22 protein-coding genes are annotated in these 23,314 nt (G+C 66.8%); 18 read left to right on the forward strand and 4 right to left on the reverse strand.

The annotated features are described in order from the left end of the window. The first annotated feature begins 20 nt into the window (after positions 1–20). The 10 genes from murC to dnaE all read left to right on the forward strand — a co-directional run bounded on the left by murC (position 21) and on the right by dnaE (position 11,645). Positions 21–1,418 carry a UDP-N-acetylmuramate--L-alanine ligase gene (murC, locus tag G3T36_RS09435; RefSeq protein WP_338031531.1) on the forward strand — a complete coding sequence of 466 codons (1,398 nt, stop codon included), beginning with the start codon at positions 21–23 and terminating at the stop codon, positions 1,416–1,418. 13 nt (positions 1,419–1,431) lie between these two features. Further along, positions 1,432–2,637, forward strand: coding sequence for an FtsQ-type POTRA domain-containing protein (locus tag G3T36_RS09440; RefSeq protein WP_163289548.1), 1,206 nt, complete (start codon positions 1,432–1,434; stop codon positions 2,635–2,637). A 150-nt stretch (positions 2,638–2,787) separates the two neighbouring features. After that, entirely contained in the window at positions 2,788–3,957 is a 1,170-nt protein-coding gene (ftsZ, locus tag G3T36_RS09445) for a cell division protein FtsZ (RefSeq protein ID WP_163289549.1), read from the forward strand. Further along, a complete protein-coding gene (locus G3T36_RS09450; RefSeq protein ID WP_163289550.1) occupies positions 3,923–4,624 on the forward strand; it encodes a YggS family pyridoxal phosphate-dependent enzyme in 702 nt (233 codons plus the stop codon). Before ftsZ ends, G3T36_RS09450 begins: the two co-directional genes overlap by 35 nt. A gap of 79 nt (positions 4,625–4,703) precedes the next feature. Next, a complete protein-coding gene (locus tag G3T36_RS09455; protein WP_163289551.1) occupies positions 4,704–5,204 on the forward strand; it encodes a cell division protein SepF in 501 nt (166 codons plus the stop codon). Between the two features lie 64 nt (positions 5,205–5,268). After that, complete coding sequence (locus G3T36_RS09460) at positions 5,269–5,568, forward strand: YggT family protein (protein WP_163289552.1); 300 nt, start codon at positions 5,269–5,271, stop codon at positions 5,566–5,568. Between the two features lie 149 nt (positions 5,569–5,717). Continuing rightward, the gene (locus tag G3T36_RS09465) at positions 5,718–6,482 is read left to right on the forward strand and encodes a DivIVA domain-containing protein (protein WP_163289553.1); all 765 of its coding nucleotides are present in this window, start codon (positions 5,718–5,720) and stop codon (positions 6,480–6,482) included. Continuing rightward, the gene (lspA, locus tag G3T36_RS09470; RefSeq protein WP_163289554.1) at positions 6,472–7,167 is read left to right on the forward strand and encodes a signal peptidase II; all 696 of its coding nucleotides are present in this window, start codon (positions 6,472–6,474) and stop codon (positions 7,165–7,167) included. The genes G3T36_RS09465 and lspA overlap by 11 nt, the downstream gene beginning before the upstream one ends. Positions 7,168–7,175: 8 nt before the next feature. Then, positions 7,176–8,096, forward strand: coding sequence for an RluA family pseudouridine synthase (locus G3T36_RS09475; RefSeq protein ID WP_163289555.1), 921 nt, complete (start codon positions 7,176–7,178; stop codon positions 8,094–8,096). A 36-nt stretch (positions 8,097–8,132) separates the two neighbouring features. Continuing rightward, complete coding sequence (dnaE, locus tag G3T36_RS09480) at positions 8,133–11,645, forward strand: DNA polymerase III subunit alpha (RefSeq protein ID WP_163289556.1); 3,513 nt, start codon at positions 8,133–8,135, stop codon at positions 11,643–11,645. 28 nt (positions 11,646–11,673) lie between these two features. Here dnaE and G3T36_RS09485 read toward each other — a convergent pair whose 3' ends face one another. Continuing rightward, positions 11,674–12,216, reverse strand: a complete 543-nt coding sequence (locus G3T36_RS09485) for a flavin reductase family protein (RefSeq protein ID WP_163289557.1) — start codon at positions 12,214–12,216, stop codon at positions 11,674–11,676. Between the two features lie 92 nt (positions 12,217–12,308). On the opposite strand from G3T36_RS09485, the gene hisD reads away from it, so the two are divergent. From hisD to G3T36_RS09500, 3 genes are all read left to right on the forward strand, one after another. Then, positions 12,309–13,619: a histidinol dehydrogenase gene (hisD, locus tag G3T36_RS09490; protein WP_163289558.1), complete on the forward strand. Its 1,311-nt coding sequence runs from the start codon at positions 12,309–12,311 to the stop codon at positions 13,617–13,619. A 28-nt stretch (positions 13,620–13,647) separates the two neighbouring features. Then, positions 13,648–14,133 carry a transcriptional regulator NrdR gene (gene nrdR, locus G3T36_RS09495; RefSeq protein ID WP_163289559.1) on the forward strand — a complete coding sequence of 162 codons (486 nt, stop codon included), beginning with the start codon at positions 13,648–13,650 and terminating at the stop codon, positions 14,131–14,133. Positions 14,134–14,211: 78 nt separating this feature from the next. Then, positions 14,212–15,237, forward strand: a complete 1,026-nt coding sequence (locus G3T36_RS09500) for a quinone-dependent dihydroorotate dehydrogenase (RefSeq protein WP_163289560.1) — start codon at positions 14,212–14,214, stop codon at positions 15,235–15,237. Positions 15,238–15,385: 148 nt separating this feature from the next. On the opposite strand, the gene G3T36_RS09505 is transcribed toward G3T36_RS09500, so the two are convergent. Further along, entirely contained in the window at positions 15,386–16,321 is a 936-nt protein-coding gene (locus tag G3T36_RS09505; RefSeq protein ID WP_163289561.1) for an RNase H family protein, read from the reverse strand. Between the two features lies 1 nt (position 16,322). Then, entirely contained in the window at positions 16,323–16,925 is a 603-nt protein-coding gene (locus G3T36_RS09510; protein WP_163289562.1) for a DUF3043 domain-containing protein, read from the reverse strand. Between the two features lie 38 nt (positions 16,926–16,963). Between G3T36_RS09510 and G3T36_RS09515 the strand changes: the two genes are divergently transcribed. The 5 genes from G3T36_RS09515 to G3T36_RS09535 all read left to right on the forward strand — a co-directional run bounded on the left by G3T36_RS09515 (position 16,964) and on the right by G3T36_RS09535 (position 22,062). Further along, on the forward strand, positions 16,964–18,415 hold the full coding sequence (locus tag G3T36_RS09515) for a dipeptidase (RefSeq protein ID WP_163289563.1): 1,452 nt from the start codon (positions 16,964–16,966) through the stop codon (positions 18,413–18,415). 79 nt (positions 18,416–18,494) lie between these two features. Next, positions 18,495–18,851, forward strand: coding sequence for an iron-sulfur cluster insertion protein ErpA (gene erpA / locus G3T36_RS09520; protein WP_163289564.1), 357 nt, complete (start codon positions 18,495–18,497; stop codon positions 18,849–18,851). A gap of 142 nt (positions 18,852–18,993) precedes the next feature. After that, positions 18,994–19,881: an aa3-type cytochrome oxidase subunit II gene (ctaC, locus tag G3T36_RS09525; RefSeq protein ID WP_163289565.1), complete on the forward strand. Its 888-nt coding sequence runs from the start codon at positions 18,994–18,996 to the stop codon at positions 19,879–19,881. Between the two features lie 8 nt (positions 19,882–19,889). After that, positions 19,890–21,644, forward strand: coding sequence for an aa3-type cytochrome oxidase subunit I (ctaD, locus tag G3T36_RS09530; protein ID WP_240148425.1), 1,755 nt, complete (start codon positions 19,890–19,892; stop codon positions 21,642–21,644). 1 nt (position 21,645) lies between these two features. Beyond that, positions 21,646–22,062, forward strand: coding sequence for a cytochrome c oxidase subunit 4 (locus tag G3T36_RS09535; protein WP_163289566.1), 417 nt, complete (start codon positions 21,646–21,648; stop codon positions 22,060–22,062). A 361-nt stretch (positions 22,063–22,423) separates the two neighbouring features. Here G3T36_RS09535 and G3T36_RS09540 read toward each other — a convergent pair whose 3' ends face one another. After that, complete coding sequence (locus G3T36_RS09540; RefSeq protein WP_163289567.1) at positions 22,424–23,248, reverse strand: putative RNA methyltransferase; 825 nt, start codon at positions 23,246–23,248, stop codon at positions 22,424–22,426. Positions 23,249–23,314 lie beyond the last annotated feature (66 nt).

The following is a 23,314-nucleotide window of genomic DNA, read 5'->3' on the forward strand; positions in this document are numbered from 1 at the left end:
CGAGAAGGAAAGCAGTACACGTGATCAAGCCCGACCTGACCATGACCATCCCCGACGAGCTCGGCGCTCTGCACTTCGTGGGCATCGGCGGATCGGGGATGAGCGGAATCGCGCGCCTGTTCCTCGAGGCGGGATACACGGTCACGGGGTCGGACGTGCGCGATTCGTCGAACGTGCAGGCTCTGCGCGACCTCGGTGCGACGATCACGATCGGCCACGATGCGGCGAACGTCGGCGATGCGGACACGCTCGTCGTCACGGGTGCCCTGTGGCTGGACAACCCCGAGTACGTTCTCGCGAAAGAGAAGGGCCTGCCGGTGCTGCACCGGTCGCAGGCGCTCGCCTGGCTGATCAACCACAAGCGGCTCATCGCGGTCGCCGGCGCCCACGGCAAGACGACCTCGACGGGCATGATCATCACCGGCCTGCTGGGCATCGGCGAGGATCCGAGCTTCGTCAACGGCGGGGTCATCGAGTCGCTCGGGGTCAGCTCCGCGACCGGCTCCGGTGAGCTGTTCGTCGTCGAGGCCGACGAATCGGACGGCAGCTTCCTGCTCTACGACACGTCGGTCGCCCTCATCACCAACGTCGACCCCGACCACCTGGACCACTACGGCTCCCTCGAAGCCTTCGAGCAGGCGTTCGTCACCTTCGCGCAGGCGTCGAGCGAGTTCGTCGTCGTGTCGTCCGACGACGCTGGAGCGGTGCACGTCACGTCGCGGCTCACCGACAAGCGGATCATCACCTTCGGTGAGGCGGCGGATGCGGACGTGCGCGTCCACTCCATCGTCACCGACGGCCCGGTGTCGTTCTCACTCGCCTACGGGGGCAGCGAGTACAGCGCACGCCTGCGCATCCCCGGCCGTCACAACGCGGTCAACGCCGCAGGCGCGTTCGCCGTCCTCGTCGGGCTCGGCTTCGACCCAGCGGCATCGCTCGAAGCCATCGCGACCTTCGGCGGCACCGAGCGGCGATTCGAACTGCACGGGACCGTCGGCGGTGTCAGTGTCTACGACGACTACGCGCACCATCCGACCGAGGTCGCTGCAGCACTGTCCGCAGCGCGCACGGTGGTCGGCGACGGCCGTATCATCGCGGTGCACCAGCCCCACCTGTACAGCCGTACCCGTCTGTTCGCCAGGGAATTCGCCGAGACCCTCGAGAAGTACGCCGACGAGACGGTGGTGCTCGACGTCTACGGAGCGCGAGAAGATCCGGAGCCGGGCGTGACGGGCGCGCTCGTGTCGGAGCGGTTCGAGCATCCCGAGCATGTCGCGTTCATCGCCGACTGGCAGGACGCGGCAGACCACACCGCCGAGATCGCCCGCGACGGCGACTTCGTGATCACCCTCGGCTGCGGGGACGTGTATCGCATCGTCCCCCAGCTCCTCGATTCGCTGCGGCGCGTCCGCGGATGACACCGCGATCGGCATGAAGCGTCCCCAGGGGTTCGACCGGCCGCCGCAGCCGCCGTCGACGTCGCAACGCGGAACGACGGCGCGTTCATCCGCTCCGTCACGGCCGCCGAAGGCCACGCCGCAATCGAACACTCCGCCCGTCCACTCGGCAGCGGATGATCGGAGCACCACCGAACCGATCCCTCTGGTCGGACCGAAAGCGCCGGCGAGCACGCCGAGTGCGCCGGCGGGATTCTGGTCGGGATCCGGTGCGACCGCCTCGTCCGATGCGACCGCTTCTTCGGAGCGGGCCGGGTCGGCATCCGACTCGGCGTCTCCGTCCGCGCCCGCAAAGTCCTCCACGGCCCCCGTCACTGCCTCTGTAACAGCCGATGCAACAGCCACGGCGGCGAAGCGTGCGGGCCGCGGTACCCCCGATGACCCGGGCCGGTCACCGTCGAACCGGCAGATACGCACTGCGCTCCGCCGCGCCCGCCAGGAGCGTGCGCGCATCGAGCGCGGCGAGGTGCGGCGTTTCACCAAGCGCACGAGACGGCGGCGGATGCTCTGGTTCGGCGCCCTCGGAACCGCCGCCCTGCTCGTGGTCGCCGTCACGCTCACCGCTTTGTCGCCCCTGATGGCCCTGCGCACGATCGATGTCGTCGGCACCAGTCGGGTCAAGGCGTCCGATGTGACGGCGGCCCTGAAGGACCAGCTCGGCAGACCCCTTCCGCTGGTCGATTTCGGCGCGATCCGGTCCGACCTTGCCGCGTTTCCGCTCATCCGCAGCTTCAGCGTCGAGAGCCACCCCCCGAGCACCCTCGTCGTGCGGATCGTCGAGCGTGTCCCGGTCGGGGTCATCGCCGTCGGCACGACGTTCCGGCTGGTGGACGCCGCGAAGGTGACCATCAGCACGAGCGCCACCCGTCCGGCCGGGTTCCCGGTCATCCGCGCGTCGGGCGCGGCGGGCAGTACGGATGCGAAGAGCGGTTTCGACGCCGCCGTCGCGGTCCTGCAGGCGCTGCCCGCGCACGTGCTCGGGTCGGTCGACACGATCACGGCGGCCACGAAGGACGACGTCACGTTCACGCTCAGCGGCAGTGGAGCGAAGGTCGTGTGGGGGAGCCCGGACCAGTCCGAGCTGAAGGCCGCGGATCTCGCTGCGATCATGAAGTCGGCGGGCGCGACCTCGGGAAGCGTCTTCGATGTATCGTCGCCGCACAGCGTCGTCAGGAAGTGATCAGCAGGTCCGTGCACACTGGACTTTGGCGACACGCGGGGCGCTTACCGGGTCGGGAGCGGGCGACACCTAACGTCGAGTCAGGAATTGCATACTGAGCATAACTTTAAGCCTCGACTTGAGGTTGAAGGTTCCCACCGGAGGCCGGACGTGACATCAAACCAGAACTACCTCGCCGTGATCAAGGTCGTCGGCATTGGCGGTGGCGGCGTTAACGCTGTCAACCGGATGATCGAGCTCGGGCTTCGCGGCGTCGAGTTCATCGCCATCAATACGGATGCTCAAGCTCTTCTGATGAGCGACGCAGACGTGAAGCTCGATGTGGGTCGCGAGATCACCCGCGGTCTGGGAGCCGGGGCCGACCCCGAAGTCGGGCGTCGCGCTGCGGAGGACCACGCGGAGGAGATCGAGGAGGCCCTCGCGGGGGCCGACATGGTCTTCGTCACGGCCGGTGAAGGCGGCGGAACCGGCACAGGCGGCGCACCCGTGGTCGCCCGCATCGCGAAATCGATCGGCGCCCTCACCATCGGTGTCGTCACCAAACCGTTCGGCTTCGAAGGCAAACGGCGCTCCGAGCAGGCGGAAGCCGGCGTGGTGCGACTCAAAGAAGAAGTCGACACCCTCATCGTCGTCCCCAACGACCGCCTCCTCGAGATCAGCGACCGCGGCATCAGCATGCTCGAGGCGTTCTCCACCGCAGACCAGGTCCTGCTCGCCGGTGTCCAGGGCATCACCGACCTGATCACCACCCCCGGCCTCATCAACCTCGACTTCGCCGACGTCAAGTCGGTCATGCAGGGCGCGGGCTCGGCTCTCATGGGAATCGGTTCGTCCCGGGGCGCCGACCGCGCAATCAAGGCCGCCGAGCTCGCTGTCGCGTCACCGCTGCTCGAAGCGAGCATCGACGGAGCCCACGGCGTGCTGCTCTCGATCCAGGGCGGTTCGAACCTCGGCATCTTCGAGATCAACGATGCAGCGCGACTCGTGCAGGAGGCCGTGCACCCGGAGGCGAACATCATCTTCGGTGCCGTCATCGACGACACTCTCGGCGACGAGGTGCGTGTGACCGTGATCGCGGCCGGCTTCGACGGCGGCGAGCCCGGCGGGCACGCGGGTGCGGATACGCGTCGCACGACGTTCGTCGCCTCAGGTGCTGCTGCCGCCGAGCTTCCCGACACCCAGGCTCTCGACCCTGCGGACATGCCAGCCCCCGCACCGACCTGGTCGGCTGCGGAGAGCCCCGTCGGCGACGCCGCTCCCATCGATCCTGCCTTCGACGACGAGAATGACGACCTCGACATCCCCGACTTCCTCAAGTAGCCCCCTCGCGGAGCGACTCGCAGCGGTACGGCACGGCATCGAGGATGCCGCGCGTGAAGCGGGGCGTGACCCGGGGGAGCTGACGACCATCGTCGTGACTAAGTTCCACCCGGCGTCCCTCATCCGCGAACTCGCGTCACTGGGGGTCACGGACGTCGGCGAGAACCGGCACCAGGAAGCGCAGGCGAAAGCGGCGGAGCTCTCGGACCTTGATCTCACCTGGCATTTCGTCGGACAGCTGCAGGGCAAGAAGGCGCGTCAGGTGCGTGCGTACGCCCAGGTCATCCATTCTGTGGACCGGCTGTCACTGGTGGACGCGCTCCGCTCGGAGGACGCCACCGTCGACTGCTTCGTCCAGCTCAATCTGACCCCGGACCCTGGGCGAGGCGGGGTCGCCGAGCGGGACCTCGAACCACTCGTCGAGCACGTGCTCGACACGCCGGGCCTACGACTCCTCGGCGTGATGGCGGTGGCGCCGCTCGATGAGGACCCGCGCGCGGCCTTCGCCCGGGTGCGCGCCGCGTCCGAACGGGTGCGGCGCCTCTCGCCGGGGGCGACGGCGATCTCGGCGGGGATGAGCCAGGATTATGCCGAAGCCATCGCCGAAGGGGCGACACACCTACGAATTGGGACCGCCATTACCGGGAATCGACCGGCGCACGGTTAATCTCGAAGAGAAGGTTCCGTTCGGTGCGGCAGCGCATCGACCTCGGTTCACACGCGCGAAGGTTTACACGGAGGATGCGATGACCAATCCGCTGAAGAAGACGATGGTCTACCTCGGCCTGGCCGACGAAGAGCTCGAATACGACGAGCAGCCGCCGCAGCAACACCAGCCGCCGGCGCACCCGTCGCCCGTCGCACCCGTTCCCCATCCCGCTCCGGTCGCCCCTGTGGCCGGACGCGCACCGGTCACCCCGTTGCGCAAGTCGAACTCCGCACGGAATGCGACGGTCCAAGAAATGAACGAGATCCTCACGGTCCACCCCCGCCAGTACCGCGATGCCCAGGTCATCGCCGAGTCGTTCCGCGAAGGTGTCCCCGTCATCATCAATCTCTCGCAGATGAGCGAAGGCGACGCCAGGCGTCTCATCGACTTCGCGAGCGGCCTCTCGCAGGGCCTCTACGGCAAGATCGAGCGTGTCACGGCCAAGGTGTTCCTCCTCTCGCCGTCGCACGTCGTCGTCTCCGGCGAGCACGGCGGCCAGGACGCCGAAGTCGAAGCCTCTTTCTTCGCGCAGGGCTGAGCGGGCACACTTCGGCAGACCGGTCGATGACCGGGCTACGCGCGTGCTCCCTCATACTTAAGACGTGTCCACCGTCGTCTCCATCCTCGCGACCATCGTCTATTACCTCCTGCTGCTCTATTTCTTCCTCCTCTGGGCGCGGTTCGTCGTCGACCTGGTGCGGGCGTTCAGCAGGTCGTGGCGTCCGCACGGCTTCGGCCTCGTGCTCGCCGAATCCATGTACGTCGTGACCGATCCGCCGATCAAGTTCTTCCGCAAACTGATCCCACCGCTGTCCATGGGCCCGGTCGCGATCGACTTCGGCTGGAGCCTCACGATGCTCGTATGCATCGTCGGCCTGTACGTCACTGTGCTATTTCGCTGAGGTCGCTCGGCGTTGCGCAAGGGACCGCACTGTAATGTTGGTCGCAGCCGACGCTCGCGTGTCGTGCGGCGTGCGGACCTCGGTTCGACTTTGCTAGCGTTGGCGCAACACGATTTCTGTTCGCATTTCAAGATCTAAGGTGGCTTGACATGGCGCTGACTCCGGAAGATGTAGTCAACAAGCGTTTCCAACCGACGAAGTTCCGTGAGGGCTACGACCAGGACGAGGTCGACGATTTTCTCGACGAGGTCGTCGTCGAACTTCGCCGGCTCAATCAGGAGAACGATGAGCTGAAGCAGCGCCTGGTCGCGAGCGAGTCGCGTATCGCCGAACTCCAGCGCAGTGGCGCGCAGGCAGCGCAGGCGGCTCCTGAGCAGGCTGCGACCGTGGCAGCTCCCGTCGTCGCGGCGGCAGCGCCCGCCTACGCCGCCCCGACCCCGGTCGACACCGTCGACCCGTCGAGCACCAACAACCTCCTTCAGCTGGCTCGCCGCCTCCACGAAGAGCACGTTCGAGAAGGCGTCGAGAAGCGCGACGCCCTCATCGCCGAGGGTCATGCCACCGCGGCACGTGTCGTCGCCGAGGCGGAGTCGAAGCAGCGCGCACAGATCAGCCAGCTCGACCAGGAGCGCGCACTCCTCGAGCACCGTATCGACGAACTGCGTACGTTCGAGCGCGAGTACCGCCAGCAGCTCAAGAACTACATCGAGGGCCAGCTGCGCGACCTCGAGACGTCGAGTGTCTCGGGCACGGGAAGCTACGCCGCCCCGGCGTCCGCGAACCAGTCGTCGTCCTCCGGCCAGGTCCCGGTCGTAGCGTCGGCCCCGGCCACCGCGCTTCCCGCAGGGCCGTCGAACGACGGTTCGCAGGAGTCGGCTCCGCAGCCGCCGACGTTCCAGGGCTTTGGAGGCTAGCGCCAAGGCGAAGGTCAGCGTTCGGGCGCTCGTCGTTCTGGCCATCGTCGCACTGTGCGTGTACGCGATCGACCAGGTCACGAAGTTCCTCGTCGTCAAGAACCTGGTCGAAGGCGAGCAGGTCCAGGTCCTGGGTCAACTTCTCCAGTTCCGCTTCGTGAAGAATTCGGGTGCGGCCTTCTCCATCGGGAGCGGGTCCACCTGGATCTTCTCCATCGTCGGGGTCGGTGTCCTGATCTTCGTGATCTGGTACGCCCCGAAGATCAGGTCCGTCGCCTGGGCCGTCCTTTTCGGACTGCTGCTCGGCGGGCTGCTGGGCAACCTCACCGACCGGCTCCTGCGCGAGCCCGGCTTCGGCGTTGGTCACGTGGTCGACTTCATCCAGATCCCGCTGCTTCCGGCGATCTTCAACATGGCCGACGTCGCCATCGTCTCGAGCATGGTGCTGTTCATCATCCTCACGATCCGCGGTGTGGGTCTCGACGGCAGGCGCCACACCGGCGACGGCGGCACGGGTACCGGAACGACGGCGGATGGCGACGGATCCGCGTCCTCGTCGACCCCGACCCGATCCGAAGCGGACACCGACAACCCCGAAGCGGACACCGACAGCCCCAAAGCGGACACCGGCAGCACCGACGGCGAGGCACCGCTCAGGCCGGAGTCGCGCTCCGACGCAGCGTAGGCCGCGCGATGGAGTCTCGTAGCCTCCCGCTGCCGGACGGCCTCGACGGCACCCGGGTCGATGCGGGCCTGGCAAAGCTGCTCGGTTTCTCGCGCAGCTTCGCGGCGGAGATCGCCGAGCGCGGCGGGGTCACCATGGACGGCGCCGTCGTCGGCAAGTCGGATCGCCTGCGCGCCGGTACCTGGCTCGAGGTCCTCTGGGAGCCCCGAAGCGAGGCGGTCATCGTGCCGATCGCGGTACCCGAGCTCACGGTGGTCTACGACGACGACGACATCGTCGTCATCGACAAGCCCGTCGGCGTCGCCGCGCATCCGTCCGTGGGCTGGACCGGACCGACGGTGCTCGGCGCCCTGGCGGCCGCCGGCTTCCGCATCTCCACCTCGGGAGCGGCCGAACGGGCAGGGATCGTGCACCGGCTCGACGCCGGGACGAGCGGGCTGATGGTCGTCGCGAAATCCGAGCGGGCGTACACGGCCCTCAAGCGCGCCTTCCACGATCGCGAGGTCGAGAAGATCTACCACGCGGTCGTCCAGGGCCATCCCGACCCCCTCACCGGAACCATCGACGCGCCGATCGGCCGCCATCCGCGTTCCGACTGGAAATTCGCCGTGATCGTCGACGGGAAGCCGTCGATCACCCACTACGAGACCATCGAGGCTTTCCCGTCCGCGAGCCTTCTCGAGATCCACCTCGAGACCGGCCGGACGCATCAGATCCGGGTGCACATGGCCGCCCAGCGCCATCCGTGCGTCGGCGATGCGATGTACGGCGCCGACCCGACATTGTCCGCTCGGCTGGGACTCACCCGGCAGTGGCTGCATGCCGTCCAGCTGGCGTTCCACCATCCCTCCACAGGCGACTGGGTGAGCTTCACAACCGACTATCCGGCCGACCTCCAGCACGCGCTCGATGTCCTCCGTGACAATTAGGCTAGACATACATCCCCAGCGCCAGACGGAGAAACAGTGCCATCAAGCGGCGACTCGTTCGTTCACCTCCATGTCCACAGCGAGTACTCCATGCTCGACGGTGCGGCGCGCGTCAAGCCGCTGATCGATGCGGCGGTCGAGCAGGGGATGCCCGCCGTCGCCATCACCGATCACGGCAACGTGTTCGGTGCGTTCGACTTCTGGAAGACGGCGACGGACGCCGGCATCAAGCCGATCATCGGCACCGAGGCCTACCTCACGCCGGGTACGGCGCGCCAGGATCGCACCCGGGTGCGCTGGGGTGACGGCGGCGAAGACGACGTCTCCGGCGCCGGTTCGTACACGCATATGACCCTGCTCTCGGCGAGCACCCAGGGCATGCACAACCTCTTCCGGCTCTCGTCGAGGGCGTCGATCGAGGGCTACTACTTCAAGCCGCGCATGGACCGCGAGATCCTGAGCCAGTACTCCGAGGGGCTGATCGCGACCACCGGCTGCCCGAGCGGCGAGGTGCAGACGAGGCTGCGACTGGGCCAGTACGACGAGGCGAAGAAGGCGGCGGCGGAGTTCCGCGACATCTTCGGCAAAGAGAACTTCTTCTGCGAGATCATGGACCACGGTCTCGGCATCGAGCGCCGGATCATGAGCGATCTGATCCGGCTCGCCAAAGACCTCGACCTGCCGCTGGTGGCGACGAACGACCTCCACTACACGCACGCGCACGACTCCACGAGTCATGCGGCGCTGCTGTGCGTGCAGTCCGGCTCCACCCTCGACGATCCGAACCGCTTCAAGTTCGACTCCGAGGAGTTCTACCTCAAATCGGCCGACCAGATGCGCCAGCTCTTCCGCGACTACCCCGAGGCCTGCGACAACACGCTGCTGATCGCGGAGCGCTGCGACGTCCAGTTCAACACCTCGGCGAACTACATGCCGCGCTTCCCCGTGCCCGCCGGCGAGACCGAGGAGACCTGGTTCATCAAGGAGGTCGAGACCGGACTCCACGAGCGCTATCCGGCGGGCATCCCCGACGAGGTGCGCAAGCAGGCCGACTACGAGATCGGCGTCATCTCCCAGATGGGGTTCCCGGGGTACTTCCTCGTCGTCGCCGACTTCATCAACTGGTCCAAGCGCAACGGCATCCGTGTGGGGCCGGGCCGTGGATCGGGAGCGGGGTCCATGGCGGCCTACGCGATGAAGATCACCGACCTCGACCCGCTCCGCCACGGTCTGATCTTCGAGCGGTTCCTCAACCCCGACCGCGTCTCGATGCCCGACTTCGACGTCGACTTCGACGACCGCCGCCGTGGTGAGGTCATCAAGTACGTGACCGAGAAGTACGGCGAGGAGCGCGTCGCGCAGATCGTGACGTACGGAACGATCAAGGCCAAGCAGGCGCTGAAGGACTCCTCACGGGTCCTCGGCTTCCCGTTCGGTATGGGCGAGAAGCTGACCAAGGCGATGCCGCCGCCCGTGATGGGCAAGGACATCCCGCTCACCGGCATCTTCGACCGCGAGCATCCCCGTTACAAAGAGGCGGCGGATATCCGGGGTGTGGTCGAGACGGACCCCGAGGCGAAGACGGTCTTCGACACTGCTCTCGGGCTCGAGAACCTCAAGCGGCAGTGGGGCGTGCACGCTGCCGGCGTGATCATGTCGTCCGATCCGCTCATCGACATTATCCCGATCATGAAGCGGGAGCAGGACGGCCAGATCGTCACGCAGTTCGACTACCCGGCGTGCGAGTCGCTCGGGCTCATCAAGATGGACTTCCTGGGGTTGCGCAACCTCACCATCATCAATGACGCACTCGACAACATCGAGGCCAACCGCGGCATCCGCCCGGTGCTCGAAGAGCTCGAACTGGACGACCGCGCCGCCTACGACCTGCTCTCGCGCGGCGACACCCTCGGGGTGTTCCAGCTCGACGGCGGCCCGATGCGGTCGCTCCTGCGCCTGATGAAGCCCGACAACTTCGAAGACATCTCGGCTCTGATCGCGCTCTACCGGCCCGGTCCGATGGGTGCGAACTCCCACACGAACTACGCGCTGCGCAAGAACGGCATCCAGGAGATCACTCCGATCCACCCGGAACTCGCAGAGCCGCTCGCCGAGATCCTGTCGACCAGCTACGGCCTCATCATCTACCAGGAGCAGGTGATGGCGATCGCCCAGAAGGTCGCCGGGTTCTCGCTCGGCCAGGCTGACATCCTCCGGCGGGCGATGGGCAAGAAGAAGAAGTCCGAGCTCGACAAGCAGTTCGAGGGCTTCGCATCCGGGATGCAGGCGAACGGCTACTCCATGGGAGCCGTCACCAAGCTCTGGGAGATCCTGCTTCCGTTCTCGGACTATGCCTTCAACAAGGCCCACTCGGCCGCCTATGGCGTCGTCTCGTACTGGACGGCCTACCTGAAGGCGCATTATCCCGCGGAGTACATGGCCGCGCTCCTGACGAGCGTCGGCGACTCCAAGGACAAGATGGCCATCTATCTCAACGAATGCCGCCGCATGGGGATCAAGGTGCTGCCGCCCGACGTGAACGAGTCGATCGGCTTCTTCGCCGCAGTCGGTTCCGACATCCGCTTCGGACTCGGTGCGGTGCGCAATGTCGGCAGCAACGTCGTCGACGGGATCCGTTCTGCACGCGAGTCGAAAGGCCGCTTCGAGTCGTTCCACGACTTCCTGGCCAAGGTTCCCATCCACGTCGCCAACAAGAGGACGATGGAATCGCTCATCAAGGCGGGCGCCTTCGACTCGCTGGGCGCGACCCGGCGTGCACTCGTCGAGATCCACGAAGACGCCGTCGAGTCGGCGGTGAGCCTCAAGCGCAACGAGGCGAACGGACAGGTCGACCTCTTCGCGGGGATGTTCGAATTCGACGAAGTGCACGAGCGCGTGCCCGACCGGCCGGAGTGGGCGAAACGCGACAAGCTCGCGTTCGAGCGCGAGATGCTGGGGCTCTACGTCTCCGACCACCCGTTGGCCGGCCTCGAACTCCAGCTCGCGAAGCACGCCAGCACGGGCATCGCCGATCTGATCGCGTCGGAGTCGACCCAGGACGGCGACACGGTCACGATCGCGGGCCTGGTGACCTCGGTGCAGCACCGCACGGCCAAGAACTCGGGCAACCAGTACGGCATGATCACGGTCGAGGACTTCGGCGGCGAGATGACCGTGATGTTCATGGGCAAGGCCTACCAGGAGTTCGCTCCTGCTCTCGTCGGCGACTCGATCGTGGTCGTCCGCGGCCGGGTCAGCATGCGCGACGACGGCATGAACCTCCATGCGTTCAGCCTGTTCACGCCCGACCTCGGTCAGAGCCTCGGCTCTGGACCGCTCGTGATCTCCCTGCCGGACCAGCGGGCGACGACCGACACGGTCAAGGCGCTCAACGACGTCCTCATCCGCCACGCCGGCAAGAACGAGGTGCGGCTCCGCCTGATCAAGGGCCAGACCGCGCGTGTGTTCGAAGTTCCGTACCCGGTCTCGGTCAGCGCCGATCTGTACGGTGAGCTGAAAGGTCTTCTCGGTCCGAACTGCCTGAGCTGAATCCCCGGGATCGTGCGTGTGCCGAGCGTCAGGCCGGTTCGCCCGGTGCGAAATACGTGCGCTCGTGATACAGCAGCGGCAGGTCGTCGTCGCCCAGTTCGCCCTGCTCGATCTGCACGACGACCACTGCGTTGTTGTGCACCGGGAAGCGTTCGACGATCCGCCCGATCATCCAGCTCGTCACATCCTTGATGATCGGGAGACCGTGCGGCCCCCGGTACCAGTGATCGCCGTCGAATCGCTGGCTGTTGGCCGCGGCGAGCTTCTGCGCCACGGTGCGGTTGCGCACGCCGAGCGTGTGGATCACCAGCCGCTCCGTCTCAGCGAGGGCGGGCCAGCTGGATGCGCTCCTGGCGATGTTGAACGTGGCCAGTGGCGGCACAGCCGCGAGCGACGCGAGGGAGGTGGCCGTGAAGCCCACCGGGTCACCACTCGTGCTGAGCGCCGTGATGATCGCCACACCGGCCGCGTGACGCCGGAACGACTGCCGGAACGCCGCAAGGTCAGGGGTGACGTCGGGTTCCACTCGGTCTGAGGGGTACCGGCGCTCGGGGCTCGCGAAGGTGTTCATACGTCTGCATAAAGCGATGTTCGCTCCATCGTTATTCCTTGCCTGTGGATGGATCAGGGCGCGAAGGGCGGAACGGATAGGCTTGACGGGCCATGATGCAGACCATCGACCTTCGCGGAATCCAGCCTAATCGCGCCGTCTTCACCAGTCTGGTGCCGAGACCCGCCGTCGACGTCTCTGTTGCGCTTCATGTCGCCACCGAGCTCATCCACGACGTCCGCGCGCGGGGCCGTGCCGCCCTCGACGAACAGGCCGAGACGTTCGACGGAGGCCGCGCTGCGAGCATCCGCGTTCCTGCCCCCGAGATCGATGCGGCGGTGCGCGGGCTTCCCGCCGACGTGCGCGAGGCCCTCGAAGAAGCCATCGCGCGCGTACGGCAGGCCACGGCCGCCCAGGTACCCGCCGAGGTGCAGACGACGATCGGCCCAGGCGCCACCATCGTCCAGAGATGGCAGCCTGTGGCCCGCGCGGGGCTGTACGTCCCGGGAGGCAAGGCCGTCTACCCGTCGAGCGTCGTGATGAACGCCGTGCCCGCGCAGGTGGCCGGCGTCGGCTCCATCGCGCTCGCCAGCCCCCCGCAGCGTGCGTTCGGCGGGGGAGTGCACCCGACCATCCTCGGCGCTGCCGGTCTGCTCGGCATCGACGAGGTCTACGCGATGGGCGGCGCTGGCGCGATCGGCGCACTCGCGTACGGTGTCGAGGAGATCGGGCTCGAGCCCGTCCAGGTGATCACCGGGCCGGGCAACATCTACGTCGCCGCCGCCAAGCGCGTGGTGCGCGGGCAGGCGGGGATCGACTCGGAAGCGGGCACGACGGAGATCCTCGTGATCGCGGACGACACGGCAGACGCAGCCCTGGTCGCCGCGGACCTGATCAGCCAGGCCGAACACGACGAGGCGGCGGCGGCCGTGCTCGTCACCGACAGTGCGGAGCTCGCCGCCCGTGTCGCCGAAGAGCTCACCCGGCTCGCCGGCGTCACACGTCACGCGGAGCGGGTCGCTGTCGCCCTCGGGGGCCAGCAGTCGGCGATCGTGCTCGTCGACGACCTTGCCGCCGCCGCGGTGTTCAGCAACGCCTATGGGCCGGAGCACCTCGAGATCCAGACGGCCGATCCCGACGCGGTCCTGGTCGGCATCGAGAACGCCGGGGCGATCTTCCTGGGGGCCAACTCTCCGGTGAGCCTCGGCGACTACCTCGCCGGTTCGAACCACGTGCTGCCGACCGGCGGCCAGGCCCGATTCTCGCCCGGCCTGGGAGCATATTCGTTCCTCCGGCCCCAGCAGGTCATCCGCTACGACCGTGACGCACTCGGAGACGTCGCCGAGAAGATCGTCGCGCTCTCGAACGCCGAAGACCTTCCGGCCCACGGTGAGGCTGTCACCGCCCGCTTCAGGGCGCTTTAGAAGCGAACTCGGTTAGGATTCGAGCACTATGTTCTGCCCCTTCTGCCGCCATCCGGACTCCCGCGTCATCGACTCCCGCACGAGCGACGACGGGATGTCGATCCGGCGGCGACGCCAGTGCCCCGAGTGCGGGCGACGATTCAGCACGACCGAGACGGCCAGCCTGAGTGTGATCAAACGAAGCGGCGTCGCTGAGCCGTTCAGCAGGGAGAAGATCGTCACCGGCGTGCGCAAAGCCTGCCAGGGACGCCCGGTCACGGACTCCGATCTCGCCGTCCTCGCGCAGAAGGTCGAGGAGACGATCCGGTCGACGGGCGCCTCCCAGATCGATGCGAACGACATCGGGCTCGCCATCCTGCCGCCGCTCCGCGAGCTCGACGAGGTCGCGTACCTGCGATTCGCCAGCGTCTACCAGGGGTTCGACTCGCTCGACGACTTCGAAGACGCGATCACCCAGCTGCGTGTCGAGCACGCATCCGACCACGCGTCGGAGACTGTCGACGCACGCACCTGAGTCGTCCGCGGCGCACGCAACTGAGTCGTCCGCGGCGCACGCTTCCGTCGCGCCGCCTGCCGGTACGCTTGCACAGGCATGTATCGCACACTCTTCTCCCTCATCCTGTCGAAGCTCGACCCTGAGCGGGCCCACCATCTGGCCTTCGTCGTCATCCAGGCTCTTCCGGCCCTCGGGATCGGCAGCCTGGTGCGACGCTTCACCCGCCCGGACCCGTCGCTCAAGACACGGGCACTCGGGCGCGAGTTCGACTCCCCGTTCGGCGTGGCGGCCGGATTCGACAAGGACGGGAAGGCCGTCATCGGTCTCGGGCAACTCGGTTTCGGGCACGTCGAAGTCGGTACGATCACGGCGATCGCCCAGCCCGGAAACGAGAAGCCCCGCCTGTTCCGGCTGATTCCGGATCGCGCTGTCATCAACCGCATGGGATTCAACAACGGGGGAGCGGCGGCGGCCGCCGCTCGACTGGCGAAGGTCGCGCACCGGAGCAATCGGCCGGTCCTGGGTGTCAACATCGGGAAGAGCCGCGTCGTCGCGGTCGAAGACGCGACAGGGGACTACCTGGCCAGCGCGCGCGCTCTCGCGCCTGTCGCGGATTATCTCGTCGTCAACGTGAGCTCACCGAACACGCCGGGCCTGCGTGGGCTGCAGGAACTCGAACAGCTGGAACCGCTCCTGTCCGCAGTCAAAGTCGAAGCCGGGGACGTTCCGCTCCTGGTGAAGATCGCCCCCGACCTCACCGACGACCAGGTCGAGAAGATCGCCGGGCTCGCGGTGCGGATCGGACTCGACGGCATCATCGCGACGAACACCACGATCGCCCGCGACGGCCTGCGCACCGACCCGGCAGTGGTCGAAGCCGCCGGGGCCGGTGGCCTGTCGGGTGCGCCACTCGCCGCGCGGTCCCTGGAGGTGCTGCGGCTCATCCGCACGGTCGTGCCGCCCGAACTGTGCGTGATCTCCGTGGGCGGCGTCGAGACGTCGGCCGACGTGGCGGAACGCCTCGCCGCAGGCGCCACGCTCGTGCAGGGATACACGGCTTTCCTCTACCGCGGACCGCTCTGGGCGCGCCAGATCAACCGCGGACTCGCCCGCCGCCCCTGACGGGGCCGCCGCCCCGAACGCTGGCGCGATTGGGCGCCAAAATACTGGCAACCAATCGATCGGGACTGCGCTCTTTTGGCAACCAATCGATCGGGCCGCGCTCTTTTGGCAACCAAGCGACGGGGACCGCAATCCGCGACCGCGCCGGTCAGGCCTCGGGCGTTCCCTGGTGGAACCGCAGACGCCAGCGGCCGTCGACACGAAGCCAGAGGGAGCTGCGGAGGGCCGAACCGCGCGTGTCCGACGTGCGCGCTGTCAGCAGGACCGCATCCTGAGCCAGCACTTCGCATCCGAGAACCTCGATGTCGGCACTCTCAGTGTCCTCACCGGCCAGTTCGTTCACGATCGCGTCGCGGCTCCAGATGCGGCCGGAACTCCCGATCTCCTCGAAATCCGGATGCAGGATCGCTGCCACACGCGACGAATCGGCCCGAACCGCCGGGCTGAGGAGCTCGCGTTCGAGCAGCATCACCTGCTCGCGGTCGTCTGGTGCGTCAAGGACGTCGTCCTCGCCGAACAGGTCGAGCTCCACCGCGGCCGGCGCGACGGATGCTGCAGGGCCGGCCGGCACAACCGGCGCCGTCAGATCCCCGTATTCGGCCCTCCGCGTCTCGTCCCCGCGCCCTGGCCACCCCGGCCCGATCGGGATGGGGGACCCGTTCTGGTAGGCGGTCGCGACGGCCCGTGCCCGCACATCCGCCGCTTCGTTCAGCTCGTGACCCGCGTGACCTTTCACCCATTCGAACGTGTAGCGCCGGCCCATCGTCGCGCGGTCGAGGCGTTCGAGCAGTTCCCGGTTCAGCACCGGCTTGCCGTCGGCCTTGCGCCAGCCTTTGCGCTTCCAGCCGGGCATCCACTTGGTGACCGCGTTGATCACGTACTGGCTGTCGCACAGGATGCGCAGGTCATCATCGAGGTGCGCGGTCGAGTCGAGCAGGTCGATGACGGCCATCAGCTCGCCCTGGTTGTTCGTGGCGCGCGGCCAGCCGCCCGCAGCCCACGTGTTCTCGTCGACATACCACGCCCAACCGGCGGGACCGGGGTTGCCGAGGGCGGAGCCGTCCGCAGCAGCGACGATCGTCACGTCAGCTGGGGTACTGTCCGCGCTTGACCTGCGGCTTCGGCAGGCGGATGACGCGCAGTTGCAGTGCGCGCATCGCCGCGTACCAGCGCACGCCCTTCTCCACCTTCGACTTTCCGAACTTCGTCGCGAGGCCCTTGCGTACCAGGTAGCCGAGGAAGAAGCAGTCGAGCACGGCGATCACGAAGAACGCCCACAGGGCGATGATGCCGTACGTCTGCACATCGCGCTGCGGGAAGAACGTCAGCACGATGACGAGGAGCATGACCGGGATCATGAATTCGCCGATGTTGAAACGCGCGTCGACGTAGTCGCGGACGTACCGACGCTGCGGCCCCCGGTCGCGCGCCGTGAGGTACTTGTCGTCGCCGGCGGCCATGCCGACGCGAGCCCGCTCGCGCGCCTCAGCGGTCTTCTGGCGGGCCTGGCGCGCCGCCTCCTTGCGGTCGTCGGGCACGAGCGGGCGCTTTCGCGCAGCCTCCTGCTCGCGACGCGTCGGCGTCGGGGCACCTTTGCCCGCGATCCGCGCTGCCGTTTCTTCTGCCGTCTCTGCGACCGGTTGGTTCGCCGGAACGGTCGCGCCCGGCGTTGTGTCTCGTTTTGCCACGGTAAACCCTCGATTGATGTCCGCTTAAGATTACCTGCATGACGAACCCCCCACAGACGAATGATGCACAGTCGGCTACGCCGGGAACGAACGGAGCCGGGTCGGTCGGACTCGAGGCGGGAGTGCGCGCTGCAGTCGAGCGCGGTATCCCCTCGACGATCGCCGATCTCTCGGACCTGGTGCGCATCCCGTCGGTCTCGTGGTCGGCGTTCGACCCGGAGAACGTCGCCGCGAGCGCGACGGCCGTGGCCGCACTTCTCGAGGCGACCGGCGCGTTCGACGGAGTGAGCATCGCCCAGGCCCCGATCGGTGACGGACCGGAACTCGGCCAGCCGGCGATCCTCGCTACGCGTGCCGCCCGCAACGGCCGCCCGACCGTTCTCCTGTACGCCCACCACGACGTGCAGCCGCCGGGCCAGGACGAGGACTGGGACACCTCCCCGTTCGAGCCGACGGTGCGCGGTGACCGCCTCTACGGGCGCGGGGCGGCGGACGATAAGGCAGGCGTGATGGCGCACGTCGCCTCGATCCGTGCCCTGGTCGAGGCTCACGGGCCCGACTTCGACCTGGGACTCGCTGTCTTCATCGAAGGGGAGGAGGAGTTCGGTTCGCGCTCGTTCGCCAACTTCCTCGAGCTCAACCGTGACGCGCTGGCCGCCGACGTCATCGTCGTCGCCGACTCCGACAACTGGGATCTCGACACCCCGGCTCTCACGGTCGGCCTGCGCGGCAATGTGACGTTCCGGCTGACGGTGAAGACCCTCGGCCACGCGTCGCACTCCGGCATGTTCGGTGGGGCAGTGCCGGATGCGATGCTCGCGATGGTCCGCCTCCTCTCGACCCTGCACGCCCCGGACGGCTCCGTCGGCGTCGACGGCCTGACCGAGCACGACGGGGAGACCCCCGCCTACGACGAGGAGCAGCTGCGCCAGGAGGCCGCACTCCTCGACGGAGTGACTCCGATCGGGTCGGGGACAATCCTGAGCCGGATCTGGTCGAAGCCCTCCATCACGGTGACCGGAATCGACGCACCGAGCGTGGCCAACGCATCCAATACCCTCGCCCCTTCGGTCGCTGTGCGCATCAGTGCGCGGATCGCGCCGGGGCAGCGGGCGTCGGACGCCTACGTGGCGATCGAGCGGCACCTGCGCGACAACGCCCCGTTCGGCGCCCACATCGAGATCGACGACGTCGACCTGGGCGACCCCTTCCTCGTGGACACGTCCGGCTGGGCGGTCGCCGAGGCCAAGCGTGCGATGGCGGATGCATGGGGCACCGAACCCGTCGAGATGGGCGTCGGCGGCTCCATCCCCTTCATCGCCGACCTCGTGCGCGTCTTCCCCGGCGCGCAGATCCTCGTGACAGGTGTGGAGGACCCGGATTCGCGGGCCCACAGCCCGAACGAGTCGCTGCATCTCGGTGTCTTCAAGCGGGCCGTCCTCACCGAGGCGCTCCTGCTCTCCCGGCTGGATCGCCGCACAACGGAATGATCACGGCGTCTTTCGAGTTTTCCGACGTAGAATCGCGTTAGATTTCGATCGATATCCTTCACACCTCGTCAGGAGCGCAATGACCGACACGACACTCGCTGAGACCAAAGCCCACGGCGTGGGCCTCACCGACACGGCCGCCGGCAAGGTCCGGAGCCTGCTCGAGCAGGAGGGTCGTGACGACCTGCGCCTGCGCGTGGCAGTGCAGCCGGGCGGCTGCTCCGGCCTCATCTACCAGCTGTACTTCGACGAGCGCATGCTCGACGGCGATGCGACGGTCGACTTCGACGGCGTCGAGGTCATCGTGGACAAGATGAGCGTCCCGTACCTGGACGGCGCGACCATCGACTTCGAGGACACGATCCAGAAGCAGGGCTTCACGATCGACAACCCGAACGCATCCGGCAGCTGCGCCTGCGGAGACTCGTTCCACTAGCCGTTAAATACCACAAGAATCCCGTAAAGGCCGCCCTTCGGGGCGGCCTTTCTGGTTCGTTCCGGCGTGTGTCTCGGAGTAGGGTAGTACCGGTCAATACAGTTGGTTCTGAACTGTTCACGAGTCTCTCGAAAGGTCACCGGTGCGTCACAATCGTCGTCTCCGATGGGCTGCTATTCCGGTCGCAGCGACACTTGCATTCGTACTGGCAGGGTGCACCGAGGCCCAGCTCCACGGATTCCTGCCCGGCTTCGTCGCTGGTCAGCCTCCCGTTACGAACCACACGGAGAGCATCAGCGGCCTCTGGGTGACGAGCTGGATCGTGCTGCTGATCGTGGGTGTGATCGTCTGGGGCCTCGTGATCTGGGCCGTCATCGTCTACCGCCGGCGCAAGGGGCAGACCGGCCTTCCGCCGCAGCTGCGCTACAACATGCCGATCGAGATCTTCTACACGATCGTCCCGCTCATCCTCATCCTCGGTTTCTTCGCGTTCACGGCGCGCGACCAGGAGGCCGAGGAGCACCCGTACGCCAACCCCGACATCAAGATCCACGTCCTCGCGAAGCAGTGGGCGTGGGACTTCAACTACGTGAACGAGAACGTCTACGACCCGGGAATCCAGGCGCAGCCCGACGACAAGAGCGCGCAGCCCGGAGCCGTCCAGGAGAGCCAGATCCCGGTCCTGTACCTGCCGGTCAACAAGACGGTCACCATCCAGCTCGACTCGCGCGACGTGATCCACTCGTTCTGGGTGCCGGCGATGCTCTACAAGAAAGACGTCATCCCCGGCAAGACCAACTACATGTACTTCAGCACGACCGACCGCACGGGTACGTTCGTCGGCAAGTGCGCCGAACTCTGCGGCGAGTACCACTCGTCGATGCTCTTCAACCTGAAGATCGTGTCGCAGGCGGAGTACGACGCACACATCCAGTCGTTGCGTGACAAGGGATTTGAAGGCCAGCTCGGCATCGAGTACGACCGCAACAACAACCTGCCCGGCACCACCGCGCCGAAGGTCAACCAGTAGGGGCATCCATGACTACGACGACAGCACCCGCTCCCGCATCGACGGTTACCCCGCTCCCCAAGGCAACGCAGGCGTTCAACGCCGGCAATGTGGAGCGCAAGGGCAACCTCCTGGTCAGCTACATCACCTCGACCGACCACAAGACGATCGGTTACCTCTACCTGGTGACCTCGTTCCTGTACTTCCTGATCGGCGGCGTCATGGCCCTGATCATCCGCGCCCAGCTCTTCGAGCCCGGCCTCCAGGTCGTGCAGACGAAGGAACAGTACAACCAGCTGTTCACCATGCACGGCACGATCATGCTGCTGATGTTCGCGACGCCTCTGTTCGCCGGCTTCGTGAACGTGCTGATGCCGCTCCAGATCGGCGCCCCTGACGTCGCATTCCCGCGGTTGAACGCCCTGGCGTACTGGTTCTACAGCTTCGGCTCGCTCATCGCCGTCGCAGGGTTCCTGACTCCGCAAGGCGCCGCATCGTTCGGATGGTTCGCGTACGCGCCGCTGTCGAGCACCACCTTCTCACCAGGCGTCGGAGGCAACCTCTGGGTCCTCGGCCTCGGGTTGTCGGGTTTCGGCACGATCCTCGGTGCAGTCAACTTCATCACCACGATCATCACGATGCGCGCCCCGGGCATGACCATGTTCCGCATGCCGATCTTCACGTGGAACGCGCTCGTCACCTCGATCCTGGTGCTGATGGCGTTCCCCGTCCTCGCGGCGGCGCTGTTCGCCCTCGCGGCCGACCGCGTCTTCGATGCGCACATCTACGATCCCGGTAACGGCGGTGTGCTCCTCTGGCAGCACCTCTTCTGGTTCTTCGGCCACCCCGAGGTGTACATCATCGCGCTGCCGTTCTTCGGCATCGTCTCCGAGGTGTTCCCCGTCTTCAGCCGCAAGCCGATCTTCGGGTACAAGACCCTGATCTACGCGACGATCTCGATCGCTGCCCTGTCCGTTACCGTGTGGGCCCACCACATGTACGTGACCGGCTCGGTCCTGCTGCCGTTCTTCTCGCTGATGACGATGCTCATCGCGGTGCCGACCGGTGTGAAGATCTTCAACTGGATCGGAACCATGTGGCGTGGCTCGGTGACGTTCGAGTCGCCGATGCTCTGGGCGATCGGCTTCCTGATCACGTTCACGTTCGGTGGCCTCACCGGTGTGATCCTCGCATCGCCGCCGCTCGACTTCCACGTTTCGGACACGTATTTCGTCGTCGCCCACTTCCACTACGTGGTGTTCGGAACGGTCGTGTTCGCGATGTTCTCCGGCTTCTACTTCTGGTGGCCCAAGTGGACCGGCAAGATGCTGAACGACCGGCTCGGGAAGTGGCATTTCTGGCTGCTCTTCATCGGCTTCCACACGACGTTCCTGATTCAGCACTGGCTGGGCGTCATCGGTATGCCGCGACGGTATGCGACCTACCTGCCGCAAGACGGCTTCACCTGGATGAACCAGGTGTCGAGCATCGGCGCTGGAATCCTCGCCATCTCGATGATCCCGTTCTTCGTGAACGTCTACCTCACCGCGCGCAACGCACCGCGAGTGACGGTGAACGACCCGTGGGGTTACGGCCGGTCCCTCGAGTGGGCGACCAGCTGCCCGCCGCCCCGCCACAACTTCACGTCGATTCCGCGCATCCGCAGCGAGTCGCCCGCGTTCGACCTCAACCACCCCGAGGCGGGCATCCCCCTCGGAATCGGAGCGGGCAAAGACGCACCGGATGGACCTGTTTACGACCTCGACAGCGAGAAGGTGAAGTGACATGAGGGCCAATGCGAACCTGTTCTGGATCCTTGCGGGGTTCTTCCTCTTCTCGGCGGTCCTCTACACGGTGTGGAGCCTTCTCTACTACGGCAAGGTCGAGTGGGTTGGTACGGTAGCGCTCACGCTGAGCACGATCCTGGGTACCTTCCTCGCCTTCTACATCAGTCGGTCGCACAGGTCGCAGGGCGGCGAACTGCCGGAGGACCTCCTCGACGCCAACATCGACGACGGCGATCCTGAGCTCGGGCACTTCAGCCCGTGGAGCTGGTGGCCGATCGCCCTCGCGTTCGGCGCGGGCCTCGTCGTACTCGGAATCGCCGTGGGATTCTGGCTCGCGTACATCGGAGTGGCGTTCACGATCGTCTGCCTGGTCGGTTGGACCTACGAGTACTACCGCGGATACTTCGCTCGCTGACGGCTGGCTGGTGACCGCTGGGTAGGGATCGCGGCGAGCGTGTCCCTGGCTGGCTCGTGCGGCCTGGCTCGTGCGACCTGGCTCGTGCGGCCTAGCTAACGCGACCTGGCTCGTGCGGCCTGGCTAACGCGACCTGGCTCGTGCGACCTGGCTAACGCGACCTGGCTCGTGCGGCCCGGCTAACGCGACCTGACTCCTGGGGCCTGGCTAACGCGACCTGGCTCGTGCGGCCCGGCTAACGCGACCTGGCTCGTGCGGCCCGGCTAACGCGACCTGACTCGTGCGGCCCGGCTAACGCGACCTGACTCCTGGGGCCTGGCTAACGCGACCTGGCTCGTGCGACCTGGCTAACGCGACCTGGCTAACGCGACCTGAACGCGAGAACGTCGACAGCCGCAGTGACCGTGGACTTCGCGGCCGGCTGCGACGGGGCGGGCCCCGTCACATGATGTGCTGACGGACCCATCGTCACCAAGGAGTCCGCGACAGCAGTGTCGTACGCGATGTCGAACACGACAGCGGTTTCCGCTGCGAGCCCGAAGAGCGAATCGGCGGATTCGATCAGCGTGGCAGCCTTGTCGGCGGGCACGTCGAGCATCCGCCCCCCTTCGCGGAGTTCCTGCAGGTGCTCCGGGCGCGGCACGACGACTGCAAGCAGGCCGCCCGGTGCCAGGATGCGGTGGAATTCCGGCAGGTTGCGCGGAGCGAAGACGTTGAGCACGAGGTCGGCGATGCCGTCCCGGATCGGAAGCGGCCGCCACGTGTCGGCGACCAGACCGTCGACAGCGCCCGAACCTCTGACGGCTCGTGAGACGGCGGCGGGGGAGAGATCCATCGCGAGACCGCGAACGCCTGGGCGAGTCGCGAGGAGCGACCGCAGGTAGTAGCCGGTGCCGGTGCCGGTGTCGACGATGCGGCTGGCCCCCGGGGCCGTGTTCAGGATCCTGCTGAGGGCGTCGACGATGGGCGCATAGGTTCCCCGATCGAGAACCTGCGCACGAGCATCCAGCATCGAAGCGGTGTCTCCGACGACCCGCGAGCGCGGACCGAGCAGCGACACGTAGCCGCGCTTGTTGACGTCGTAGCGATGCCCGGTCGTGCAGCCCAGGATGCTGCCTGAGACCGCGGCCAAAGGCTCCCTGCACACCGGGCACGTCAGCCACTCTGCGAGCGTCTCAGCAGACATTCGTTCCTCCTGTCGCGGGCTGCCGTACCGGTCCGAGAAGGCGAATGCGCCGACCGCGATCGAAAT

The organism is Leifsonia tongyongensis (assembly GCF_010686705.1).
GTDB lineage: Bacteria > Actinomycetota > Actinomycetes > Actinomycetales > Microbacteriaceae > Diaminobutyricibacter > Diaminobutyricibacter tongyongensis.